Here is a 20,171-nt window from a genome sequence, read left to right as displayed (position 1 = left end):
GTTACAGCGCTAAACCTTGTTTTACAGAGGTTTTCGGCAATGCGACAAACACTGTCGCAATCGCGCAGTGTACGGGAGAGAGGGGGATGGGTGAACGGGTGTTCACGGGGAATTGCAGGTGGTGGGTGTAGGATGGAGGGCGTTGCTGTTGCGATCTTCGCCCAAGCGCCAAACCCAAGGCATACACTCCAGGCCACCCTCCCTTCAGCCTTTCTCCGCCGGCGCCGAACTCAACTCGAACGGGCTGCTGCTGCGTCGCTGGTTGCGGTCTTCTCGTGGCGTTGCGCCAAAGAAGTTACGGTAGGCGCTGGAGAAGTGCGGCCCTGAGGAGAACCCGCACGACAACCCGATCTGGATGATCGACTTGCTGGTCTGCATCAACATCTGCCGCGCCTTGTTCAAGCGCAGCTCCAGGTAGTACTGGCTCGGTACGCGGTTGAGGTATTGCTTGAAGATCCGCTCCAACTGGCGGCGGGACACGCAGACATGCTGGGCGATCTCGTCGGTGGTCAGCGGCTCTTCGATGTTCGCCTCCATCAACAGCACCGCCTGGGTCAGCTTCGGATGGCTGGAGCCCAGGCGATTCTGCAGCGGAATACGCTGGCGCTCGCCTCCCTCGCGAATACGCTCGACCACAAGCTCTTCAGACACTGCCCCAGCCAGCTCCGCCCCGTGATCACGGGCCAGCACCGCCAGCAGCAGATCGGTCACGGCCATGCCACCACACGCGGTCAGGCGGTCACGATCCCAGTCGAACAAGTGGCTGGTGGCGATGACCTTGGGGAAGCGCTCAGCGAAGTCATCCTGCCAACGCCAGTGCACCGCCGCCCGGTAACCATCCAGCAGGCCCAGCGCCGCCAACGGATACACCCCGGCGGACAATCCGCCGATCATGCAGCCACTGCGCGCCAGATGCTTGAGCGCAGCGGACAACGCCGCTCCCATGGCCGAGGGCGGCTCGTCCGCCAGCAGAAACAACTTGTGACAGCCTTCCAGGCGGCCATTCCACGGCTCGCCAGGCAAGCGCCAGTCACCGTCCGGGCCGGCATCGGCCTGAAGGAAGGTCAATTCGTAGACCACATCCGGGTGAACCCGCTGGGCCACCCGCAACACTTCCTCGGCCAACGCCAGGGTCAGCGGCCGAGTGCTCGGCCAGATGAGAAATCCGATTCGCTGGGTGGTCATAGGGCGTGGTCCGAAACCTGGGGTCGTTCGAGTCTGTGGCGCCGGGTCAAGCTGCACCTCGCAGCGCAGCATGCCCTATTCTGGTGCAAAGGTGCAGCCTTTACTTCAGGCTGCCGGAGAGAAACTGCTTGAGTCGCTCCGACTGCGGATTGACCAGCACTTCGCGCGGATTGCCGCGCTCTTCCACCAGGCCCTTGTGCAGGAATACCAACTGGTTGGACACCTCGCGGGCAAAGCCCATCTCATGGGTTACCACGACCATGGTCCGGCCTTCCTGAGCCAGCGACTGCATGACCTTGAGCACATCGCCGACCAGCTCCGGGTCCAGGGCCGAAGTCGGCTCGTCGAACAGCATCACCTCAGGCTCCATGGCCAGGGCACGGGCGATCGCCACGCGCTGCTGCTCGCCACCGGACATGTGCCCTGGGAAGGCATCCTTGCGGTGAGCCACACCGACCTTGTTCAGGTAGTGCTCGGCCTTTTCCAGCGCCTCCTTCCTGCTCACGCCCAGCACATGTACCGGCGCCTCGATCACGTTCTCCAACGCGGTCATGTGCGACCACAGGTTGAAGTGCTGGAACACCATCGACAGGCGCGAACGCATGCGTTGCAGCTGCTTGGGGTCGGCGGCCTTCAGCGCACCGTCTTTGCCGGCCACCAGCTTGAGCTCTTCGTTGTTGAGCAGGATCTTGCCGGCATGCGGCTGCTCGAGCAGGTTGATGCAGCGCAGGAAGGTCGACTTGCCCGAACCACTGGAGCCGATGATGCTGATCACATCGCCCGCCTTGGCTTCGAGCGAGACGCCCTTGAGCACCTCATGGCTGCCGTAGCGCTTGTGCAGGTCTTGGACTTGGAGTTTGTACATGCTGTCGGTTCTCACAGAGCGTTCAGTGCTTGCGCGGCGCCAGGTAGCTGAGCCAGCGGCGTTCGGCCATCTTGAACAGGCGCACGAGGATGAAGGTCAGGCACAGGTAGAACACGCCCGCCGTGATGTAGGCCTCGAAAGGCAGGTAGTACTGGGCATTGACGGTACGCGCCGCGCCCGTGATGTCGATCAGGGTAACGATCGACGCAAGGCTGGTGGTCTGCAGCATCATGATCACTTCGTTGCTGTACTGCGGCAACGCCCGGCGCAGGGCCGAGGGCAACAGGATGCGCCGGTACATCTTCATGCGCGACATGCCCATCGCCTTGGCCGCTTCGATCTCGCCGTGGGGCGTGGCCCGCAGGCTACCGGCGATGATCTCGGCAGTGTAGGCACTGGTGTTCACCGCAAAGGCCAGGCAGGCGCAGAAGGTCGCACTGGACAGCCAAGGCCAGAACATACTTTCACGCACGGCCTCGAACTGGGCCAGGCCGTAGTAGATCAGGAACAGCTGCACCAACATCGGTGTGCCACGGATGACGTACGTATAAAGCCACGCGAGCAGGTTCACCACCGGCTGCTTGGACACGCGCATCAGGCCCAGCGGGATGGCCGCCAGCAGGCCGAAGAGCAGCGACAGCGCCAGCAGCTTCAAGGTGGTCAGCAGCCCGCCCAGGTACAGCGGCATGGCCTCCCAGATGACGTTGTAGTCGAAGATCATAGTTCAGCCGCCTTTACGCCCACCGAATAGCGTCGTTCGAGGTACTTCAGGGCCACCAGCGAGACGCTGGTGAGCACCAGGTACAAGGCCGCCACCGCCAGGAAGAAGGTGAAAGGCTCGCGGGTGGCGTCGGCCGCCTGCTTGGCCTTGAACATCATGTCCTGCAGGCCGACCACCGAGATCAGCGCCGTGGCCTTGGTCAGTACCAGCCAGTTGTTGGTGAAACCAGGGATCGCCAGGCGAATCATCTGCGGCACCATGATGCGGAAGAACACCTGCCGGCTGCTCATGCCATAGGCCACGCCCGCCTCGGCCTGGCCCTTGGGAATACCCAGGAAGGCACCCCGGAAGGTTTCCGAGAGGTAAGCACCAAAGATGAAGCCCAGGGTGCCGACACCCGCCACGAACGGGTTCAAATCGATGTAGTCTTCGTAGCCGACCAGCGGCGCGACGCGGTTGATCACATCCTGGCCGCCATAGAAGATCAGCAGGATCAGCACCAGGTCAGGAATGCCACGGATCACCGTGGCATACATATCGCCCAGCCAGGCCAGCCAGCGCACTGGCGACAAGCGCAGCGCCACGCCGATCAGGCCGAGCACGATGGCCAGGGCCATCGACGACAGGGCGAGCTGCAGCGTCAGCCACGCCCCGTCGAGGATGACTGCCCCGTAGCCTTTCAACATGATTGGGATTCCTCGGGACTTGGAATGAAAAATGGTGCAAACCTCAGAGCCTCTGCTGTTTGCACCATTGCACAGGTGAAACCCGACGTCTTACTGAGCTTCAGGCCCGTAGATGTCGAAGTTGAAGTACTTGTCCTGGATCTGCTTGTACTTGCCGTTGGCACGAATCGCATCGATCGCGGCATTGATGCGCTCGCGATTGGCGTTGTCGCCCTTGCGCACAGCGATGCCGACGCCATCACCGAAGTACTTCACATCGGTGAACGATGGGCCCACGAAGGCAAAGCCCTTGCCGGCGTCGGTCTTGAGGAAGCCGTCTTCGAGCAGGGTCGCGTCGGCCACGGTGCCATCCAGGCGACCGGCGGCGACATCCAGGTAGATTTCGTTCTGGGTGCCGTAAGGCACGACGGTGGCCCCCTTCGGCGCCAGGACTTCCTTGGCGAAGCGGTCGTGGATCGAACCGCGCTGCACGCCGATCTTCTTGCCCTTGAGCTCAGCCAGGCTTTCGCTGACGGTGGTGCCTTCCTTCATGACCAGGCGTGCCGGGGTCAGGTAGTAGCGCTTGGTGAAGTCGACCGACTTCTTGCGGTCGTCGGTGATCGACATGGACGACAGGATGGCGTCGATCTTGCGCACCTTCAGCGCCGGGATCAGGCCGTCGAACTCCTGCTCGACCCAGGTGCACTTGGCTTTCATCTCTTCGCACAGGGCGTTGCCGATGTCGTAGTCGAAGCCGGCGATGCTGCCGTCCGGTTGTTTGAAGGCGAAGGGTGGATAGGCGGCCTCGATACCGATCTTCAACGGTTTTTCATCGGCCTGCGATACCAGGGAAAACACGGACAGCGCCAGGGCGCCAAGCAGTGCGAGCTTCTTCATCAGGTAACTCCATCGGTACAGGGCAATACAAGGCAGTTGTAACGGCTGCCCGACATGCGAATGGGTACAACGCGAGCCGCGCAGGGTTCGACCAAGGTCGCAGACCACGAGCGAGTGAGTGGCATTTTAGCGACAGCCCCGTGGTCGATATTTCTTCAAAGCGACAACTAGTTACAGAAGCGCCTGAAACCGCGGCGGGCGATATTGACAGCTCCAGCAAAATATGCAAGAGCAAAAGAAAAATAACCTATAAGCCAAGCAATAAGTGGACCTATTATTGGCAAAGCCTTGTATTCCGGCAAGTCCAGCGTGGCGGGATGCAAAAAATCCTACAGCTTCGCACTGAAATAGCACATGAATGTTTCGGCTCGCCCCGCTTCTGTGCGAAACGGGTGACAGGAAAGGTTACCGATGCAAGTCGGGTAACAGCATTCAAGTAAAGCAAAAACCCCGCCGGTTGCCCGGCGGGGTTCAAGGGAGAACTTGGATTGCCTTGCGGGCCCAATCGCGGAACACGCGCCCCCACAGGATACGAATGTGGGGGCTTGCCCCGCGATCAAGGCGCCCAGCGGCCTCGACTCAGGCCGATGCCAGGCTCATCGCCTTGTGGGTATCGATCAGGTGCTGCACCACTCCAGGGTCGGCCAGGGTCGAGATATCCCCCAGCGCATCGTATTCCCCGGTAGCGATCTTGCGCAGGATACGCCGCATGATCTTGCCCGAACGGGTCTTCGGCAGCCCGGGTGCCCATTGGATGACATCCGGCGAAGCGATCGGGCCGATCTCCTTGCGCACCCAGTTCTTCAGCTCCAGGCGCAACGCCTCGCTCGGCTCCACGCCAGCATTGAGGGTGACGTAGACATAGATGCCCTGCCCCTTGATGTCGTGCGGCACGCCCACCACCGCCGCCTCGGCGACCTTGGCATGGGCCACCATGGCGCTCTCGATCTCAGCGGTGCCCATGCGGTGGCCGGACACGTTGAGCACGTCATCGACACGGCCAGTGATCCAGTAGTAGCCATCCTCGTCACGACGGGCACCGTCACCGGTGAAGTACATGCCACGGAAGGTCTTGAAGTAGGTGTCGACGAAGCGGTCATGGTCGCCGTACAGCGAGCGCGACTGGCCCGGCCAGGAATCCAGGATCACCAGGTTGCCTTCGGCCGCCCCCTCGATCAGGTTGCCCAGGTTGTCCACCAGCGCCGGCACCACACCGAAGAACGGGCGCGTGGCCGAGCCTGGCTTGAGGCCCGTAGCCCCTGGCAGCGGGCTGATCAGGATGCCGCCGGTTTCGGTCTGCCACCAGGTATCGACGATCGGGCAGCGCGCCTTGCCCACGGTCTGGTAGTACCAGTTCCAGGCCTCGGGGTTGATCGGCTCGCCCACCGAACCCAACAGACGCAGGCTGGAGCCGTCGGCACCTTCGACCGCGGCCTGCCCTTCGGCCATCATGGCGCGGATGGCGGTCGGTGCGGTGTAGAGGATATTGACCTGGTGTTTGTCGATGATCTTCGACACGCGAGTGATGTCCGGGTAGTTCGGCACACCTTCGAACAAGAGCGTGGTGGCGCCGTTGGCCAGCGGGCCGTAGACGATGTAGCTGTGGCCGGTAACCCAGCCCACATCGGCGGTGCACCAGTAGACTTCGCCAGGGCGGTAGTCGAATACGCGCTCGTGGGTCAGCGCGGCATAGACCAGGTAGCCGCCAGTGGTGTGCAGCACGCCCTTGGGCTTGCCGGTGGAACCGGAGGTATAAAGGATGAACAGCGGCTCCTCGGCACCCATTTCCTTCGGCGCGCAGTGGCTGGAGGCCACTTTCATCAGGTCTTCGTACCAGATGTCGCGATGCTGGTGCCAGGCGATGTCGCCACCGGTGCGCTTGCACACGATGATCTTCTGCACGCTGCTGGTTTCAGGGTTGGTCAGGGCCAGGTCGACGTTGGCCTTGAGCGGGGTACGACGGCCGCCGCGCACGCCTTCGTCGGCAGTGATCACCACCTTGGAGCGGCAATCGATGATGCGCCCGGCCAGGGCCTCCGGCGAGAAGCCGCCGAACACCACCGAGTGGATCGCGCCGATGCGCGCGCAGGCCAGCATGGCCACCACGGCTTCCGGGATCATCGGCATGTAGATGGTCACCACGTCGCCACGGTGCACGTCCTGGCCACGCAGGGCGTTGGCGAACTTGCAGACTTGCTCGTGGAGTTCGCGGTAGGTGATGTTGCGGCTTTCGGAAGGGTCGTCGCCTTCCCAGATGATGGCGACCTGGTCGCCACGCTCTGCCAGGTGACGGTCCAGGCAGTTATAGGAAACGTTCAGAGTGCCATCAGCGAACCATTTGATATCGACATGATGATCGTCGAAGGAGGTCTGCTTGACCTTGGTGAAGGGCTTGATCCAGTCCAGGCGCTGAGCCTGCTCGCGCCAGAAGCCGTCCGGGTTGATCACCGACTGCTGGTACATGGCCTTGTAGGTGGCCTCGTCGGTCAGCGTCTTGGCTGCTACCTCGGGACGAACGGGATACAGTGGAGCCGCACTCATCTGTTTTACCTCGGTGTAATAGTTGTTTTTGTATGGAAACGTTTGTAACTGTACCAGAGCGTGAAAAACCATTCGACGTTGGTAGTAGCGAAACACGGCTTTTCCTACAAAGCCTTACACAATGGCTCTAGCCCAAGGCCTACAGGGCAGGCGCACGCAAATTCGAGCACGCGACCAAAGGGATTGTTACCGATTCTGTCAAAAGGCGAAAAAACTTTATCAAAACGCCATCTGTTTCCCTCCCCTGCCCCGCCCTAGAATTCACCACGCCACAACGGCAAGGCGATTAACTTCTGAAACAGCAGCCCCCACGAAGGCAAAGTTGATCCCTCTCTCAATGTGATAGTTGAAAACCCTGATGTACTCGCGGCGCCACAAGCGCCGCGTGCCCCCTCACGACCTTAGACAGGTAAATTGAAAATGAAAGCGTTACTGGTATTGGTACTTGGCGGCCTTTGCAGCGCGGCGATGGCCGATGAAGTTGCAAAGGATGTCGAGCAGATTCCGGTTGAACAATACACTTACTCGCAGCACCTGGACATCGCCCGGGTTCTGTCCATGAGCGAAGTGCCCAACGTCTGCGAAGTGGTTCCAGCCCGCATGACCTATGAGGACTCGCAGGGCCAGAAGCACATTCTCGAGTACCGCGTGATGGGGAACGGTTGTTCCAACGGCTGATTTTTCAATAGGGCCCCGCCGGGGCCCTTTCACGGCGAAAGAATATATCGATGATCCGCCTCTGGAACCGGCCTTACGCCGCGAAAGGGCTGCAACGCAACCTCATTCAAATGCCCTTTGATTATTCCGCTGTTTTATTGAGCGCATAATCCCGCAACTTGTTGGCGATCGTGGTATGTGAAACGCCAAGCCGCTTGCCTAACGCCCGACTACTGGAATATTCCGTCATCAACGACTCCAAGACGGCTTTTTCAAAACGCCCGACAATTTGCGCAAGATCCCCGTCCAACGAAAACTCACCCAAGGGTTGTCGCGCACCATAATCCGGCAATCGGATATGCTCCCCTTTCACCACCCCGCCCTCGCACAACGACACGGCTTGGAACAGCACGTTTTCCAGCTGGCGCACGTTGCCGGGCCAATGGTACTGGCTGAGCTTTTCCATCGCTGCCGGCGCCAGGCGCGGCAGCGGGCAGCCGATCTGTCGGCTAGCCTGGTCGAGAAAGTGCTGCACCAACCCTTCCAGGCCATCCATGCATTCGCGCAGGGGCGGGATGTGCAAGGACAGCACGTTGAGGCGGTGATAGAGGTCCTGGCGGAACTCACCGCGGGCACATAGTTCGGAGAGGTCGACCTGGGTGGCGCAGATGACCCGCACGTCCAGATAGACCTCTTCATCGCTGCCCACCCGCCGGAAACAACCATCCTGCAGGAAGCGCAGCAGCTTGACCTGTAGGCGCGGGCTCATTTCCCCCACACCATCGAGGAACAAGGTCCCGCCAGCAGTCAGCTCCAGCAACCCCAGCTTGCCCTCGGCGCGGGCACCTTCGAAGGCTCCCGGGCCATAGCCGAACAGCTCGGTCTCGGCCATCGACTCCGGCAGGCCGGCACAGTTGAGCGCCATCAATGGCGCTTGGCCACGAGGGCTTGCCAGGTGGCAGGCGCGAGCGAGCAGCTCCTTGCCGGTGCCGGTTTCGCCCTCGATCAGCAAGGGCGCGTCCAGCGGCGCCATGCGCCTGGCCTCGCGCACCACCGCGGCCATCACCCGCGAGCTCTGGAAGATGCTGTCGAAGCCACGCAACTCCTGCTTGCGCACGTTGTAGATACGCTCGCCGATGCGGTCCGCCCGGTGCAGGGTCAGTACGGCCCCGGCCAACGCTTCGCTGTCGTCGTGCTCGGACTGCAGCGGCGCGATATCGGCCAGGAACACATCGCCCTTGACCTTGATGCGCAAGCCGTTGATCCGCGACTTGTTGGCCCGCACCAGCTCGGGCAGGTCAAAATCCTCGACGTAGCGGTCAAGCGGGATGCCCGGCACCTCGTCGACCCGCACGCCCAGCAACTGGGCGGCACTGCGGTTGGCGGCGACGATGCTGCCGCCCATGTCGATCGACAGCACCGGGAAATCCAGGGCACCGAGCAGCGCATTGAGCTCCATGTGCCGCCGCTCGCTGGGCATCAGGCCGACCCGCTTGACCCCGAACACGCCGGCGATCGATTCGAACTTCGGACGCAGCGCCTGGAACTGCAGGTTGATCAGGTTCGGGCAGTGCAGATAGATGGCATTGCCGTGGTCACCGCCGACCTCCCCGCGCAAGACGTTGATGCCGTATTCCACCAACAGGTTGAGGATGTCCCGCAGGATGCCGATGCGGTTCTGGCAATGCACTTTGATACGCATGGAAAAGCTCCGAGGCACGCGTTTTTTTCAGCGGCCGATGGAAAAGTCGTAAAGATAAGCTGACAAAATCAACCTAGTCGCCAGCTGGATGTACGTGATTTTCCGGGATCCAGGCTTTTTTGTAAAATTATCGTTACATAAATCGCGTGTGAGCCAACGCTCCTGATACCTCGCACCCCGTGCAAATGCGCCAACATGGGGATATTCCTAAGGCATGTCCTGAACATAACAAGAAAGCCCTCACCAGGAGAGCCACATGAAACAGACGCAATACGTGGCACGCGAGCCCGATGCGCACGGTTTTATCGACTACCCGCAACAGGAACACGCGGTGTGGAACACCCTGATCACCCGTCAGCTGAAGGTGATCGAAGGTCGCGCCTGCCAGGAATACCTGGACGGTATCGACCAGCTCAAGCTGCCCCACGACCGTATCCCCCAGCTCGGTGAGATCAACAAGGTGCTCGGCGCCACCACCGGTTGGCAGGTCGCCCGCGTCCCGGCCCTGATTCCGTTCCAGACCTTCTTCGAACTGTTAGCCAGCAAGCGCTTCCCGGTAGCCACCTTCATCCGTACCCCGCAGGAACTGGACTACCTGCAAGAGCCGGACATCTTCCATGAGATCTTCGGCCACTGCCCGCTGCTGACCAACCCCTGGTTCGCCGAGTTCACCCATACCTACGGCAAGCTGGGCCTGGCGGCCACCAAGGAAGAACGCGTCTACCTGGCCCGCCTGTACTGGATGACCATCGAGTTTGGCCTGATGGAAACCCCGCAAGGCCGCAAGATCTATGGTGGCGGTATCCTGTCCTCGCCGAAGGAAACGGTCTACAGCTTGTCCGGCGAGCCCGAGCACCAGGCCTTCGACCCGATCGAAGCCATGCGCACGCCGTATCGCATCGACATCCTGCAGCCGCTCTACTTCGTCCTGCCCGACCTCAAGCGCCTATTCGACCTGGCCCACGAAGACATCATGGGCATGGTTCACCAGGCCATGAAACTGGGCTTGCATGCACCGAAGTTTCCACCCAAGGCGGCCGCCTGAGCCACCTTGCCGATAACAACTCAAAACGGAAAAAAGACACCCATGAATGCCTTGAACCAAGCCCATTGCGAAGCCTGCCGTGCCGACGCACCAAAAGTTTCCGACGAGGAACTGGCCGAACTGATCCGCGAGATCCCGGATTGGAACATCGAGGTCCGCGACGGCCACATGGAGTTGGAGCGCGTCTTCCTGTTCAAGAACTTCAAGCATGCCTTGGCGTTCACCAACGCCATCGGTGAAATCGCCGAAGCCGAAGGCCACCACCCAGGCCTGCTGACCGAGTGGGGCAAGGTCACCGTCACCTGGTGGAGCCACTCGATCAAGGGCCTGCACCGCAACGACTTCATCATGTGCGCACGCACCGACGAAGTCGCCAAGACCGCCGAAGGGCGTAAGTGATGCATTTCGCGGCCATTGGCCGGGTTCCCGGCGACCCGATCCTCGGGCTGATGGAAGCCTATGCCCGTGACAGCAACCCGGCGAAGTTCGACTTGGGCGTAGGTGTATTCAAGGACGCCCAGGGCCTGACGCCGATCCCTGCAGCGGTCAAGCAAGCCGAACAGCGCCTGGTGGAGCAGCAAGCCACCAAGAGCTACGTCGGCGGCCATGGCGACGCGGCGTTCGGCCGCCTGGTCAGCGAGCTGGTACTGGGCAGTGCCTCGCCACTGCTCGCCAGCCAACGCGCCGGCGCCACCCAGACCCCCGGCGGCACCGGCGCCCTGCGCCTGGCGGCGGAATTCATCGCCCATTGCCTGCCCGGGCGTGGCATCTGGCTGAGCGACCCGACCTGGCCGATCCACGAGACCATTTTTGCCGGCGCCACGCTCAAAGTGTCCCACTACCCCTATGTGGGTGCGGACAACCGCCTGGACGTGGCGGGCATGCTCGCGGCCCTGGAACAGGCACCGGAAGGCGACGTGGTATTGCTGCACGCCTGCTGCCACAACCCCACCGGTTTCGACCTGGGCCAGGACGACTGGCGCGCCGTGCTCGAGGTGGTGCGCAAACGCAACCTGCTGCCGTTGATCGATTTTGCCTACCAAGGCTTCGGCGACGGCCTGGAGCAGGATGCCTGGGCGGTGCGCCTGTTCGCCGCCGAGCTGCCGGAACTGCTGATCACCAGCTCCTGTTCGAAGAACTTCGGCCTCTACCGCGACCGCACCGGCGCTTTGCTGGTGTGCAGCCATGATACCGAGAAGCTGCAGGATGTGCGCAGCCAGCTGGCGCTGCTGGCCCGTAATCTGTGGTCCACACCGCCCGACCATGGCGCCGCGGTAGTGGCGCAGATCCTTGGCGACCCAGCCCTCAAGGCCCTGTGGGTCGAGGAAGTGGACGCCATGCGCCAGCGCATCGCCGAGCTGCGCCAGGGCCTGGTCAAGGCGCTGGAACCCCACGGCCTGGCCGAGCGCTTCGCCCACATCGCCGCGCAACGCGGGATGTTCTCCTACACCGGACTGAGCCCGGAGCAGGTACGCCTGTTGCGCGAGAAGCACAGCGTGTACATGGTCGGCACCGGTCGGGCGAACATCGCTGGCGCCGATGCGCAGCGCCTGGAGCAGTTGGCAGCGGCAATCGCCGACGTCTGCCAGTAGTCCTGCACTAGCCTGACCGACCTCATCGCGGGACAATCCCGCTCCCACAAGGTTATCGACGATCCTGTGGGAGCGGGCTTGTCCCGCGATTTGGCCGGCACTGGCATACCCGCGAACGGCGCCGCAAGGCGGAAAAATTTCAAACTGTCATCCAGACTCCTGTATCCTGCCCGAGCTTTTCGAAGCCTCACACGCGCCTGGCGCAGTCTTTTCACTCACACTTGCGAGGAACGACGAGATGCATGAAATCCCGAATCTTCCCTTCCCAAGCCTGAACCCCGAAGAGCAAACCGTTGCCGCCCACGCCGAACCGGCGCCTGCCGTCGAGCAGGACAACGACGATCAATCCAGCGCCGACCAGGAATAACCGCGCACCCCTCCGACAGTGTGAAAACGGCTGACTCGCGGGACTTTGCCCGTCATCGCGTTTTCACACCGTCCAGATGCCCGCCAGTCTATTCTCGCGCTTCAATCCTTCCGTCTTCCTACTTCGCATGAGCTGAGCACCCGCTTCGATTCGTGTCACCTCTCACGACCCTGGGGGCGCTGTGCACCCTATCGCGGGACAAGCCCGCTCCCACAAAGGGCGCAAAATCAAATGGTTATGCGTTGCCCTGTGGGAGCCAACTGTCTTGAGTTGCTTGCCCCGGTCCTATCGCTGGCAAGCCAGCTCCCACAGGTACGGCGGTATCTCTGAAGACAGCGCAGGCCTGGTGGGAGCGGGCTTGTCCCGCGATGAAGGCTGCACACATCAGCGCCGGGCGTACTGCAACACCACTTCCAGCGGATGGCGCATCTGCCGCTCGGTCATACGCTTGACCTGGCTGCGGCAAGAATAGCCGGTCGCCAACGCCTCCCCTTCCTTGTCCAGCTTGGTCGCCCAGGACTGCTCGAAGATAGTCCGCGAGGTCTGCTGGTTGCGCGCCTCATGGCCATAGGTGCCCGACATGCCGCAGCAGCCGGTGGCCTCGGTGACCAGCTTCAGGCCCAGGCGGGCGAACACCTGCTCCCATTGGCGGGTGCTGGCCGGCACGTTGGTCTTCTCGGTGCAATGGGCCATCAGGCGGAAGTGGCCGGCATCGGCCGCAGGCTGCTCGGGCAATACGTCCATCAACCACTCCTGGGGCAACAGCACCTTGGGGCAGCCCTCCAGGCCATCGACCTTCTGGTACTCCTGGCGATACACCAGGGTCATCGCCGGGTCCAGGCCCACCAGCGGCACGCCGCATTCGGCAAGGGCCTTGAGCTGCGTGGCATTGCGGATCGCGGCCTTGGCGAAGGCACCGAGGAAGCCCTGCACGTGCAGCGGCTTGCCGTTGGCGCTGTAGGGGGCCAGGAACACGCGGTGGCCCAGGCGGTGGGCCAGCTCGATGAACGAGGCCAGCAACGGCGTCTCGAAGTAGCGGGTAAAGGCATCCTGCACCAGCACGATGCTGCGCTCGCGCTGGGCCGGGGTCAGCTCGCGCAGGGCCGGGACACTGGCCATGCCGACGCGGCAGCGGCTCAGGGTCGATTGGAAGTTGAAGCGGCTGATCAGCGGGCTGTCGACCATGCCGACCTTGTCGGCCAGCAGCTTGCTTACCCACTTCGAGCCCATCACTGCGTTGTACAGGCCCGGCGCATGGGCCAGATAGGGAATGGTGAACTCCAGCGAACCGATCAGGTAGTCGCGCAGCGGGCGCTGGTAACGGCCATGGTACAGCTCGAGGAAGCGCGAGCGGAAGTCAGGCACATTGACCTTGATCGGGCACTGCCCCGCGCACGACTTGCATGCCAGGCAGCCGGCCATGGCGTCGTACACCTCGTGGGAGAAGTCCTCCTGGCCCTGTTTGCGTGCCCGGGCGTTGCGCAGCCGTGCCGGCAGGCCCTTGAGCCAGCCTCCCTTGTTGCGCGCCGCAGCCAGCACGTCGATGTCCGACTCGCCCTGCAGGCGCAGCCACTCGCGGATCAGCGAGGCTCGGCCCTTGGGCGAATGCTGGCGCTCGCGGGTGGCCTTCCAGGATGGGCACATGGCGTCGTTGGGGTCGTAGTTGTAGCAGGCGCCATTGCCGTTGCAGTGCACGGCGCTGCCGAAACTCTGCCAGACACGCTCGTCGATGCTGCGATCGAGGTCACCGCGCAGGCTCACGCCATCGACCGGCGTCAGCCCCTCGGCGCTGTCCGGCGGGGTGCAGATCTTGCCCGGGTTGAGCTGGTTGTGCGGGTCGAATGCACCTTTGAGGCGCTGCAATGCCGGGTACAGCTCGCCGAAGTACTCCGGCACGTATTCCGAGCGCAGGCCCTTGCCATGCTCGCCCCATAGCAGGCCACCGTAACGTTGGGTAAGCGCCGCCACGGCATCGGAAATCGGTTTGACCAGTGCCGCCTGCGCCGGGTCTTTCATGTCCAGCGCCGGACGCACATGCAACACGCCAGCATCGACATGGCCGAACATGCCATAGGCCAGGCCATAGCCATCGAGCAAGGCGCGGAAATCGGCGATGTAGTCGGCCAGTTGCTCCGGCGGCACCGCGGTATCCTCGACGAACGGCTGCGGACGCACCTCCCCTTCGACGTTGCCCAGCAGGCCCACCGAACGCTTGCGCATGGCGTAGACCTTGGTCACCGCCTCGGCGCCCTCGGCCAGGGTATGGCCCAGGCGCTCGACGCTGGTATCGGCCTGCAGATGGTCGATAAAGGCTTGCACCCGGGCGTTGACTTCGGCCGGCTCGTCACCGCAGAACTCGACGAGGTTGATGCCTAGGGTCGGCCGCTCGGCGTCGGCCGGGAAATACTCGGCCACGCTGTGCCAGACGATATCCTGCATCGCCAGCATCAGCACCTTGGAGTCCACGGTCTCGATCGACAGCGGCTTGTGCGCCATCAGCGCATTGGCATCGCGCAGGGCATCCATGAAGCTGGAGTAGCGCACATTGACCAGCACCGCATATTTGGGGATCGGCAGCACATTGAGCTTGGCCTCGACGACATAACCCAGCGACCCTTCCGCCCCGCACAGCACGCTGTTGAGGTTGAAGCGGCCCTGCTCGTCGCGCAGGTGCGCCAGGTCGTAGCCGGTCAGGCAACGGTTGAGCTTGGGGAAGGTGCTTTCGATCAGCTCGGCCTGGGTCTGCTGGATTTCCCGGGCCGTGCGGTACACCTCGCCCACCCGGCCAGGCGCGGCACAGGCCTGCGCCAGCGCCGCCTCGTCGATCGGCAGGCTGTGCAGGCGCTCGCCGCCGAGCAACACGCTATGCAGCTCCAGCACGTGGTCGCGGGTCTTGCCGTAGGTGCAGCTGCCCTGGCCACTGGCGTCGGTATTGATCATGCCGCCGACGGTGGCGCGGTTGGAGGTGGACAGCTCAGGGGCGAAGAACAGCCCGTGGGGCTTGAGAGCCGCGTTGAGCTGGTCCTTGACCACGCCGGCCTGGACCCGCACCCAGCGCTGCTCGACGTTGATCTCGAGAATCGTGTTCATGTGCCGCGACAGGTCGACGACGATGCCGTCGGTCAGCGACTGGCCATTGGTGCCGGTGCCACCGCCACGCGGGGTCAGCTTGATGTCGCGAAAACGCGGCTCGGCCATCAACGCGGCCACCCGCGCCACATCGTCGGCGTCCATCGGGAACACCGCCGCCTGGGGCAGGCGCTGGTAGATGGAGTTGTCGGTGGCCAGCACGGTGCGGGTGCCGTAGTCGGCACTGATCTGGCCACGGAAGCCGCTGGCGCGCAGGGCTTCGAGGAATTCGGGGTAGTGAGCGGCAGGCGCACGGGTCGACAGCTGGGCGATCATCGAAGGATGGCCTCTTGATAGGGCTAATTCACGGAAATCCTGTCGTCCCGGCATGAGTTGCTCAGGCGAGGATGACGAATGTGCCAATGTTCCTGTAGTTTCCAGCTGGGGGCAAACGGATATTCCTGCCGCTATCAATGAGCTTTATGAATGAATTACCGCCACCTGACGCCATCGATGTCGTTGCTGCTGGCCTTCGAGGCTGCCGCCCGGCATGAAAGCTACACCCGCGCCGCCGCCGAACTGTCGCTGACCCAGAGCGCGGTCAGCCGCCAGGTCCAGGCACTGGAGCACCAGCTTGGCCTGACGCTATTCCGGCGCGAAGGGCGCCAGGTGCAACTGACCGATGTCGGGCGCCTGTACCAGCGTGAGCTCAGCGAGGCGCTGGGGCGCATCCGCAGCGCGACCCTGCAGGCGCTGGCGTATCAGTCCGGTGTCGGCACCTTGCGCCTGGCCACCTTGCCCACGTTCGGCTCCAAATGGCTGCTACCGCGACTGCATGCGTTCTATACGGCGCACCCGGGGATGCTGGTGCACATTCATTCACGAATCGAAGCGATCAATTTCGAGACCAGCGAGATCGACGCGGCCATTGGCGTGGCGACCCATGACCTGCCCGGGTTGATCTGCCATCGGCTGCATGCCGAGGAGCTGGTGGTCATCCTACCGCCGCAGGCCGCGGCCGATGCACAAGGGTGGGGGCCGGGGCGTATCAGCGAGCAGGTGCTGCTCAATGTGGCCAACAACCCCCATGCGTGGGGCGAGTGGTTTTCGCACCATGGCCTGCCGCATCGGGGGATGCGGCTGGGGCCAAGCTTCGAATTGACGTCGCACCTGATCCAGGCGGTACGGGCAGGCATCGGGATCGGGCTGGTGCCGCGGATCCTGGTGGAAGAAGAGTTGGCCAGCGGGGAGCTGTTCAGTGCCGGAGAGGCCTTTGCCAGCCAGCGCAGCTATTACCTGATCTACCCGCCACGCAACGAGGCGCTGCCTTCGCTGCGAGCGTTCCGAGGATGGCTGCTGGGGCAGATTTGAGGCGCCTGGGCCCTCAGGCCGCTTGAGCGTTCAGGTGCAGTGGTGGTGCTACAGGCCCTATCGCCGGCAAGCCGGCCACAGGACTTTCCGGGCACCCTCGGTTGCGTTGTAAGCCGGTTTGCCGGCGATGGGCCGTGGCAATAAAAAAACCGATGCCAGTCACCTGGCACCGGGTTGGGATGCAACCGACAGAAGCTTACTTGGCCACGGACCCGGCAGCCGAGGCTACCGGCCCACTGCGCTTGCTCTTGATCGCATAGAACAGGTACATCACCACCAGCCAGACCGGAATCGCGTACACCGACACCTGGATGCCAGGGATCATCAGCATGATTCCCAGGATCAGCACCACGAATGCCAGGCAGATGTAGTTGCCGTACGGATACCACAGCGCCTTGAACAACGGCTTCTGGCCAGTACGGTCCAGGTGCTGGCGGAACTTCAGGTGCGAGTAGCTGATCATCGCCCAGTTGATCACCAGGGCCGCCACCACCAGCGACATGAGCAGCTCCAGGGCGTGCTGCGGCATGAAGTAGTTGAGCAGCACGGCGACCAGGGTCACGGCAGCCGAGGCCAGGATCGAACGCACCGGCACCCCACGCTTGTCGATCTTCGCCAGGCCCGCCGGGGCATCGCCCTGTTCGGCCATGCCATAGAGCATACGGGCGTTGCAGTAGGTGCCGCTGTTGTACACCGACAGCGCTGCGGTCAGGACTACGAAGTTCAGCAGGTGGGCGGCCACATCGCTACCGAGCAGCGAGAAGACCTGCACGAACGGGCTGCTGCCGTAGCTGCCGCCAGAGGCGTCGATGCTGGCGACCAGGCTGTTCCACGGGGTCAGCGACAGCAGGATGACCAGAGCGCCGATGTAGAAGATCAGGATACGGTAGATGACCTGGTTGATCGCCTTCGGGATCACGGTCTTCGGCTTGTCGGCCTCGGCGGCGGTGAAGCCCAGCATTTCCAGGCCGCCGAAGGAGAACATGATGATCGCCAGGGCCATCACCAGGCCGCTCACGCCATTGGGGAAGAAGCCGCCGTGGGCCCACAGGTTGGTCACCGAGGCTTCAGGGCCGCCGCTGCCGCTGGTCAGCAGGTAGGCACCCAGGCCAATCATGCCGACGATGGCCATCACCTTGATGATCGCGAACCAGAATTCGGCCTCGCCGAACACCTTGACGTTCATCAGGTTGATCGCGTTGATCAGGATGAAGAAGCCTGCCGCCGTGACCCAGGTCGGGATCTCCGGCCACCAGTAGTGGATGTACTTGCCGACAGCGGACAGCTCCGACATGCCAACCAGAATGTACAGCACCCAGCAGTTCCAACCCGACAGGAAGCCGGCGAAACCGCCCCAGTATTTATGCGCGAAGTGGCTGAAGGAGCCGGCGACGGGCTCTTCGACGATCATCTCGCCCAGTTGGCGCATGATCATGAAGGCGATGAAGCCGCAGATGGCGTAGCCGAGGATCATCGACGGGCCGGCGGACTTCATCACGCCGGCCGAGCCCAGGAACAATCCGGTACCGATGGCCCCACCCAGGGCGATCAGTTGGATATGGCGGTTTTTCAGGCCACGCTTGAGCTCGCCTGAAGGCATGTTTTGTCCACTCATGAACGAAGTCACCTGCTTGTTTTTATCTGTGACGAAATCGGACCCACCGCGCTCGTGGCGCAGCGGAATGGGCAAGGTGGTTACCTTGGGTTTCTTGGACGAGGTGATGACACCGAGGGCCCAGGCCCTGGGCGACTCAACCAGGCGTCAGCAAGAGTGCGCGGTACGCATTGGGGTCACAGGTAAAACGCGGCGCATTGTATACCCCTGCGAGCGCGCAGGCGTCAACGCGTTGCGTCATTTCCTGATGAAAAAACGCACCGGTCCTGGGGGGAAGGCCTGGAAAGGCGGAGAGATCGGCGTACATGGCGCCTCCATTTGTTGTTCTCGATGCCCGGCTCTGCGGCCCGGCTTCTGCACACGGCATGGGCGCTATATCACCGTGGGGCGAGGGCTTGGGCAAGGGGGCGAGCGGCGGCGGAGCGGCTCTGCGATGCAGTTCTTGGCAAAATCTGTTTACACGATGGGGCGTAGCTGGGAAAAGCAGGGGGATTCGTAAAATAATCGTTACAAAATGGTTCGAAAACTTGCCAGACGTTCGGAAAAGTTTCGTTAGATCAGTGGCTTGGAAAATAGACGCACGAAAAAGGGCCGCTGCGCAGCCCATCGCGGGGCTAGCCCGCTCCTACAGGGACGGTGTCATTTCTGTAGGAGCGGGCTAGCCCCGCGATGGGCCGCACAGCGGCCCTTTTCAACGCCAGGAGGTCAGCCGCGCGGCTTGCCGCGGCCACGACCTGCCGGCTTGTCACCCTCGGGCTTGCCCGGACGCTTGCGCATCTCGCTCGGACGCTCGGCCACGGCGCTGCCGCGCCCAGCCTTGCGTGGCGCAGCCTCTTCGCGCACTGGGCGTTCAGCCTGGCCATCCTGGGCCGGGCGCAGGCTGCGCACGCGTTCACCACGGCCCAGCGGGCGGGTGGACTTACGCTGCATGCGCTCGAGCTTGTCCTTGGCCTTGAGGTTCAGCGCCGGCAGCGCCACAGGCTGCAGCCCGACTTCGGCGGCGAGGATGTCGATCTCGCCCTGGGTCATTTCGCGCCAACGGCCCATCGGCAGGTCGGAGTTGAGGAACACCGGGCCGAAGCGCACGCGCTTGAGGCGGCTGACCACCACGCCCTGGGACTCCCACAGGCGACGCACCTCACGGTTGCGGCCTTCCATCACCACACAGTGGTACCAGTGGTTGAAGCCTTCACCGCCCGGTGCCTTCTGGATGTCGGTGAACTTGGCCGGGCCATCCTCGAGCATCACGCCCGCCTTGAGCCGGTCGACCATGTCGTCGTCGACCTCACCGCGCACGCGTACGGCGTACTCACGGTCCATCTCGTAGGACGGGTGCATCAGCCGGTTGGCCAGTTCACCGTCGGTGGTGAACAGCAACAGGCCGGTGGTGTTGATGTCCAAGCGGCCGATGTTGATCCAGCGACCCTCTTTCGGGCGCGGCAGGCGGTCGAACACGGTCGGGCGACCTTCAGGGTCGTCACGGGTGCAGATCTCGCCATCGGGCTTGTTGTACATGATCACCCGGCGGGTGGCCTCGGCGGCCTCCACGCGCTTGATCAGCTTGCCGTCGACGGCGATGGCGTCATGCAGGTCGACGCGCTGGCCGAGGGTGGCCTCGACGCCATTGACCTTGATACGGCCCTGGCTGATCCAGGCCTCGACGTCACGACGCGAACCGACGCCGATACGTGCCAGCACCTTCTGCAGCTTTTCGCCAGACGGTGGGGTGGGTTGGGTTTCTTGCAGGTCTTGGTCACTCATCTGGGCACCTCCCGGTGTATGTAGTGAAAGCGGTTTCTGGCGACGGATGCGCCAAAGGGGCGCGCATCATACGCGGTTCGGTGGGCGAACGCACTGCAGCGTAGAAGGTTTTCATGAG

The 20,171-nt window shown here is 62.8% G+C and carries 16 protein-coding genes; 6 read left to right on the top strand and 10 right to left on the bottom strand.

The features are described 5' to 3' along the window. Positions 1-204 precede the first annotated feature (204 nt). The 6 genes from argR to acs all read right to left on the bottom strand — a co-directional run bounded on the left by argR (position 205) and on the right by acs (position 6,874). Complete coding sequence (argR, locus tag ACNFG0_RS13975; protein ID WP_196145539.1) at positions 205-1,185, bottom strand: transcriptional regulator ArgR; 981 nt, start codon at positions 1,183-1,185, stop codon at positions 205-207. Between the two features lie 100 nt (positions 1,186-1,285). Beyond that, positions 1,286-2,050 carry an ABC transporter ATP-binding protein gene (locus tag ACNFG0_RS13970; protein WP_196145540.1) on the bottom strand — a complete coding sequence of 255 codons (765 nt, stop codon included), beginning with the start codon at positions 2,048-2,050 and terminating at the stop codon, positions 1,286-1,288. Between the two features lie 22 nt (positions 2,051-2,072). Further along, positions 2,073-2,771 carry an ABC transporter permease gene (locus ACNFG0_RS13965; RefSeq protein ID WP_196156395.1) on the bottom strand — a complete coding sequence of 233 codons (699 nt, stop codon included), beginning with the start codon at positions 2,769-2,771 and terminating at the stop codon, positions 2,073-2,075. Next, a complete protein-coding gene (locus ACNFG0_RS13960; RefSeq protein WP_196145542.1) occupies positions 2,768-3,457 on the bottom strand; it encodes an ABC transporter permease in 690 nt (229 codons plus the stop codon). Before ACNFG0_RS13960 ends, ACNFG0_RS13965 begins: the two co-directional genes overlap by 4 nt. A 90-nt stretch (positions 3,458-3,547) precedes the next feature. Then, a complete protein-coding gene (locus ACNFG0_RS13955; RefSeq protein ID WP_196145543.1) occupies positions 3,548-4,333 on the bottom strand; it encodes an ABC transporter substrate-binding protein in 786 nt (261 codons plus the stop codon). 579 nt (positions 4,334-4,912) lie between these two features. Further along, positions 4,913-6,874: an acetate--CoA ligase gene (acs, locus tag ACNFG0_RS13950; RefSeq protein WP_196145544.1), complete on the bottom strand. Its 1,962-nt coding sequence runs from the start codon at positions 6,872-6,874 to the stop codon at positions 4,913-4,915. Positions 6,875-7,294: 420 nt separating this feature from the next. Here acs and ACNFG0_RS13945 point away from each other — a divergent pair, with 420 nt between their 5' ends. Next, entirely contained in the window at positions 7,295-7,552 is a 258-nt protein-coding gene (locus ACNFG0_RS13945; RefSeq protein WP_196145545.1) for a DUF2790 domain-containing protein, read from the top strand. Positions 7,553-7,673: 121 nt separating this feature from the next. On the opposite strand, the gene ACNFG0_RS13940 is transcribed toward ACNFG0_RS13945, so the two are convergent. Beyond that, positions 7,674-9,233 carry a sigma-54-dependent transcriptional regulator gene (locus ACNFG0_RS13940; protein WP_196156392.1) on the bottom strand — a complete coding sequence of 520 codons (1,560 nt, stop codon included), beginning with the start codon at positions 9,231-9,233 and terminating at the stop codon, positions 7,674-7,676. A 256-nt stretch (positions 9,234-9,489) separates the two neighbouring features. Between ACNFG0_RS13940 and phhA the strand changes: the two genes are divergently transcribed. The 4 genes from phhA to ACNFG0_RS13920 all read left to right on the top strand — a co-directional run bounded on the left by phhA (position 9,490) and on the right by ACNFG0_RS13920 (position 12,237). Further along, on the top strand, positions 9,490-10,278 hold the full coding sequence (gene phhA, locus ACNFG0_RS13935) for a phenylalanine 4-monooxygenase (protein WP_196145547.1): 789 nt from the start codon (positions 9,490-9,492) through the stop codon (positions 10,276-10,278). Positions 10,279-10,320: 42 nt separating this feature from the next. After that, positions 10,321-10,677, top strand: a complete 357-nt coding sequence (locus tag ACNFG0_RS13930) for a 4a-hydroxytetrahydrobiopterin dehydratase (RefSeq protein ID WP_196145548.1) — start codon at positions 10,321-10,323, stop codon at positions 10,675-10,677. Next, positions 10,674-11,870, top strand: a complete 1,197-nt coding sequence (locus ACNFG0_RS13925; RefSeq protein WP_416765262.1) for an amino acid aminotransferase — start codon at positions 10,674-10,676, stop codon at positions 11,868-11,870. Before ACNFG0_RS13930 ends, ACNFG0_RS13925 begins: the two co-directional genes overlap by 4 nt. 238 nt (positions 11,871-12,108) lie before the next feature. Then, the gene (locus ACNFG0_RS13920) at positions 12,109-12,237 is read left to right on the top strand and encodes a hypothetical protein (RefSeq protein WP_268867027.1); all 129 of its coding nucleotides are present in this window, start codon (positions 12,109-12,111) and stop codon (positions 12,235-12,237) included. Between the two features lie 384 nt (positions 12,238-12,621). On the opposite strand, the gene ACNFG0_RS13915 is transcribed toward ACNFG0_RS13920, so the two are convergent. Continuing rightward, positions 12,622-15,642 carry an FAD-binding and (Fe-S)-binding domain-containing protein gene (locus ACNFG0_RS13915; RefSeq protein ID WP_416765261.1) on the bottom strand — a complete coding sequence of 1,007 codons (3,021 nt, stop codon included), beginning with the start codon at positions 15,640-15,642 and terminating at the stop codon, positions 12,622-12,624. Positions 15,643-15,792: 150 nt separating this feature from the next. On the opposite strand from ACNFG0_RS13915, the gene ACNFG0_RS13910 reads away from it, so the two are divergent. Beyond that, positions 15,793-16,677, top strand: a complete 885-nt coding sequence (locus ACNFG0_RS13910; protein WP_196145551.1) for a LysR substrate-binding domain-containing protein — start codon at positions 15,793-15,795, stop codon at positions 16,675-16,677. 196 nt (positions 16,678-16,873) lie between these two features. Here the strand turns inward: ACNFG0_RS13910 and ACNFG0_RS13905 are convergent, their stop codons facing one another. Beyond that, entirely contained in the window at positions 16,874-18,292 is a 1,419-nt protein-coding gene (locus ACNFG0_RS13905) for an amino acid permease (protein WP_196145552.1), read from the bottom strand. A 705-nt stretch (positions 18,293-18,997) separates the two neighbouring features. Then, positions 18,998-20,053: a 23S rRNA pseudouridine(2605) synthase RluB gene (rluB, locus tag ACNFG0_RS13900; protein WP_416765259.1), complete on the bottom strand. Its 1,056-nt coding sequence runs from the start codon at positions 20,051-20,053 to the stop codon at positions 18,998-19,000. Positions 20,054-20,171: the final 118 nt, after the last annotated feature.

This window comes from Pseudomonas sp. NY15372 (genome assembly GCF_048068215.1).
GTDB lineage: Bacteria > Pseudomonadota > Gammaproteobacteria > Pseudomonadales > Pseudomonadaceae > Aquipseudomonas > Aquipseudomonas guariconensis_A.
The sequence above is the reverse complement of the archived record's forward strand: the minus strand, read 5'-3'. Positions and strand labels throughout refer to the sequence as shown.

Coding starts and splice junctions, on each gene's coding strand:
- argR (WP_196145539.1), bottom strand. CDS start 1,185: ATGACCACCCAGCGAATCGGATTTCTCATCTGGCCGAGCACTCGGCCG.
- ACNFG0_RS13970 (WP_196145540.1), bottom strand. CDS start 2,050: ATGTACAAACTCCAAGTCCAAGACCTGCACAAGCGCTACGGCAGCCAT.
- ACNFG0_RS13965 (WP_196156395.1), bottom strand. CDS start 2,771: ATGATCTTCGACTACAACGTCATCTGGGAGGCCATGCCGCTGTACCTG.
- ACNFG0_RS13960 (WP_196145542.1), bottom strand. CDS start 3,457: ATGTTGAAAGGCTACGGGGCAGTCATCCTCGACGGGGCGTGGCTGACG.
- ACNFG0_RS13955 (WP_196145543.1), bottom strand. CDS start 4,333: ATGAAGAAGCTCGCACTGCTTGGCGCCCTGGCGCTGTCCGTGTTTTCC.
- acs (WP_196145544.1), bottom strand. CDS start 6,874: ATGAGTGCGGCTCCACTGTATCCCGTTCGTCCCGAGGTAGCAGCCAAG.
- ACNFG0_RS13945 (WP_196145545.1), top strand. CDS start 7,295: ATGAAAGCGTTACTGGTATTGGTACTTGGCGGCCTTTGCAGCGCGGCG.
- ACNFG0_RS13940 (WP_196156392.1), bottom strand. CDS start 9,233: ATGCGTATCAAAGTGCATTGCCAGAACCGCATCGGCATCCTGCGGGAC.
- phhA (WP_196145547.1), top strand. CDS start 9,490: ATGAAACAGACGCAATACGTGGCACGCGAGCCCGATGCGCACGGTTTT.
- ACNFG0_RS13930 (WP_196145548.1), top strand. CDS start 10,321: ATGAATGCCTTGAACCAAGCCCATTGCGAAGCCTGCCGTGCCGACGCA.
- ACNFG0_RS13920 (WP_268867027.1), top strand. CDS start 12,109: ATGCATGAAATCCCGAATCTTCCCTTCCCAAGCCTGAACCCCGAAGAG.
- ACNFG0_RS13915 (WP_416765261.1), bottom strand. CDS start 15,642: ATGATCGCCCAGCTGTCGACCCGTGCGCCTGCCGCTCACTACCCCGAA.
- ACNFG0_RS13910 (WP_196145551.1), top strand. CDS start 15,793: ATGAATTACCGCCACCTGACGCCATCGATGTCGTTGCTGCTGGCCTTC.
- ACNFG0_RS13905 (WP_196145552.1), bottom strand. CDS start 18,292: ATGAGTGGACAAAACATGCCTTCAGGCGAGCTCAAGCGTGGCCTGAAA.
- rluB (WP_416765259.1), bottom strand. CDS start 20,053: ATGAGTGACCAAGACCTGCAAGAAACCCAACCCACCCCACCGTCTGGC.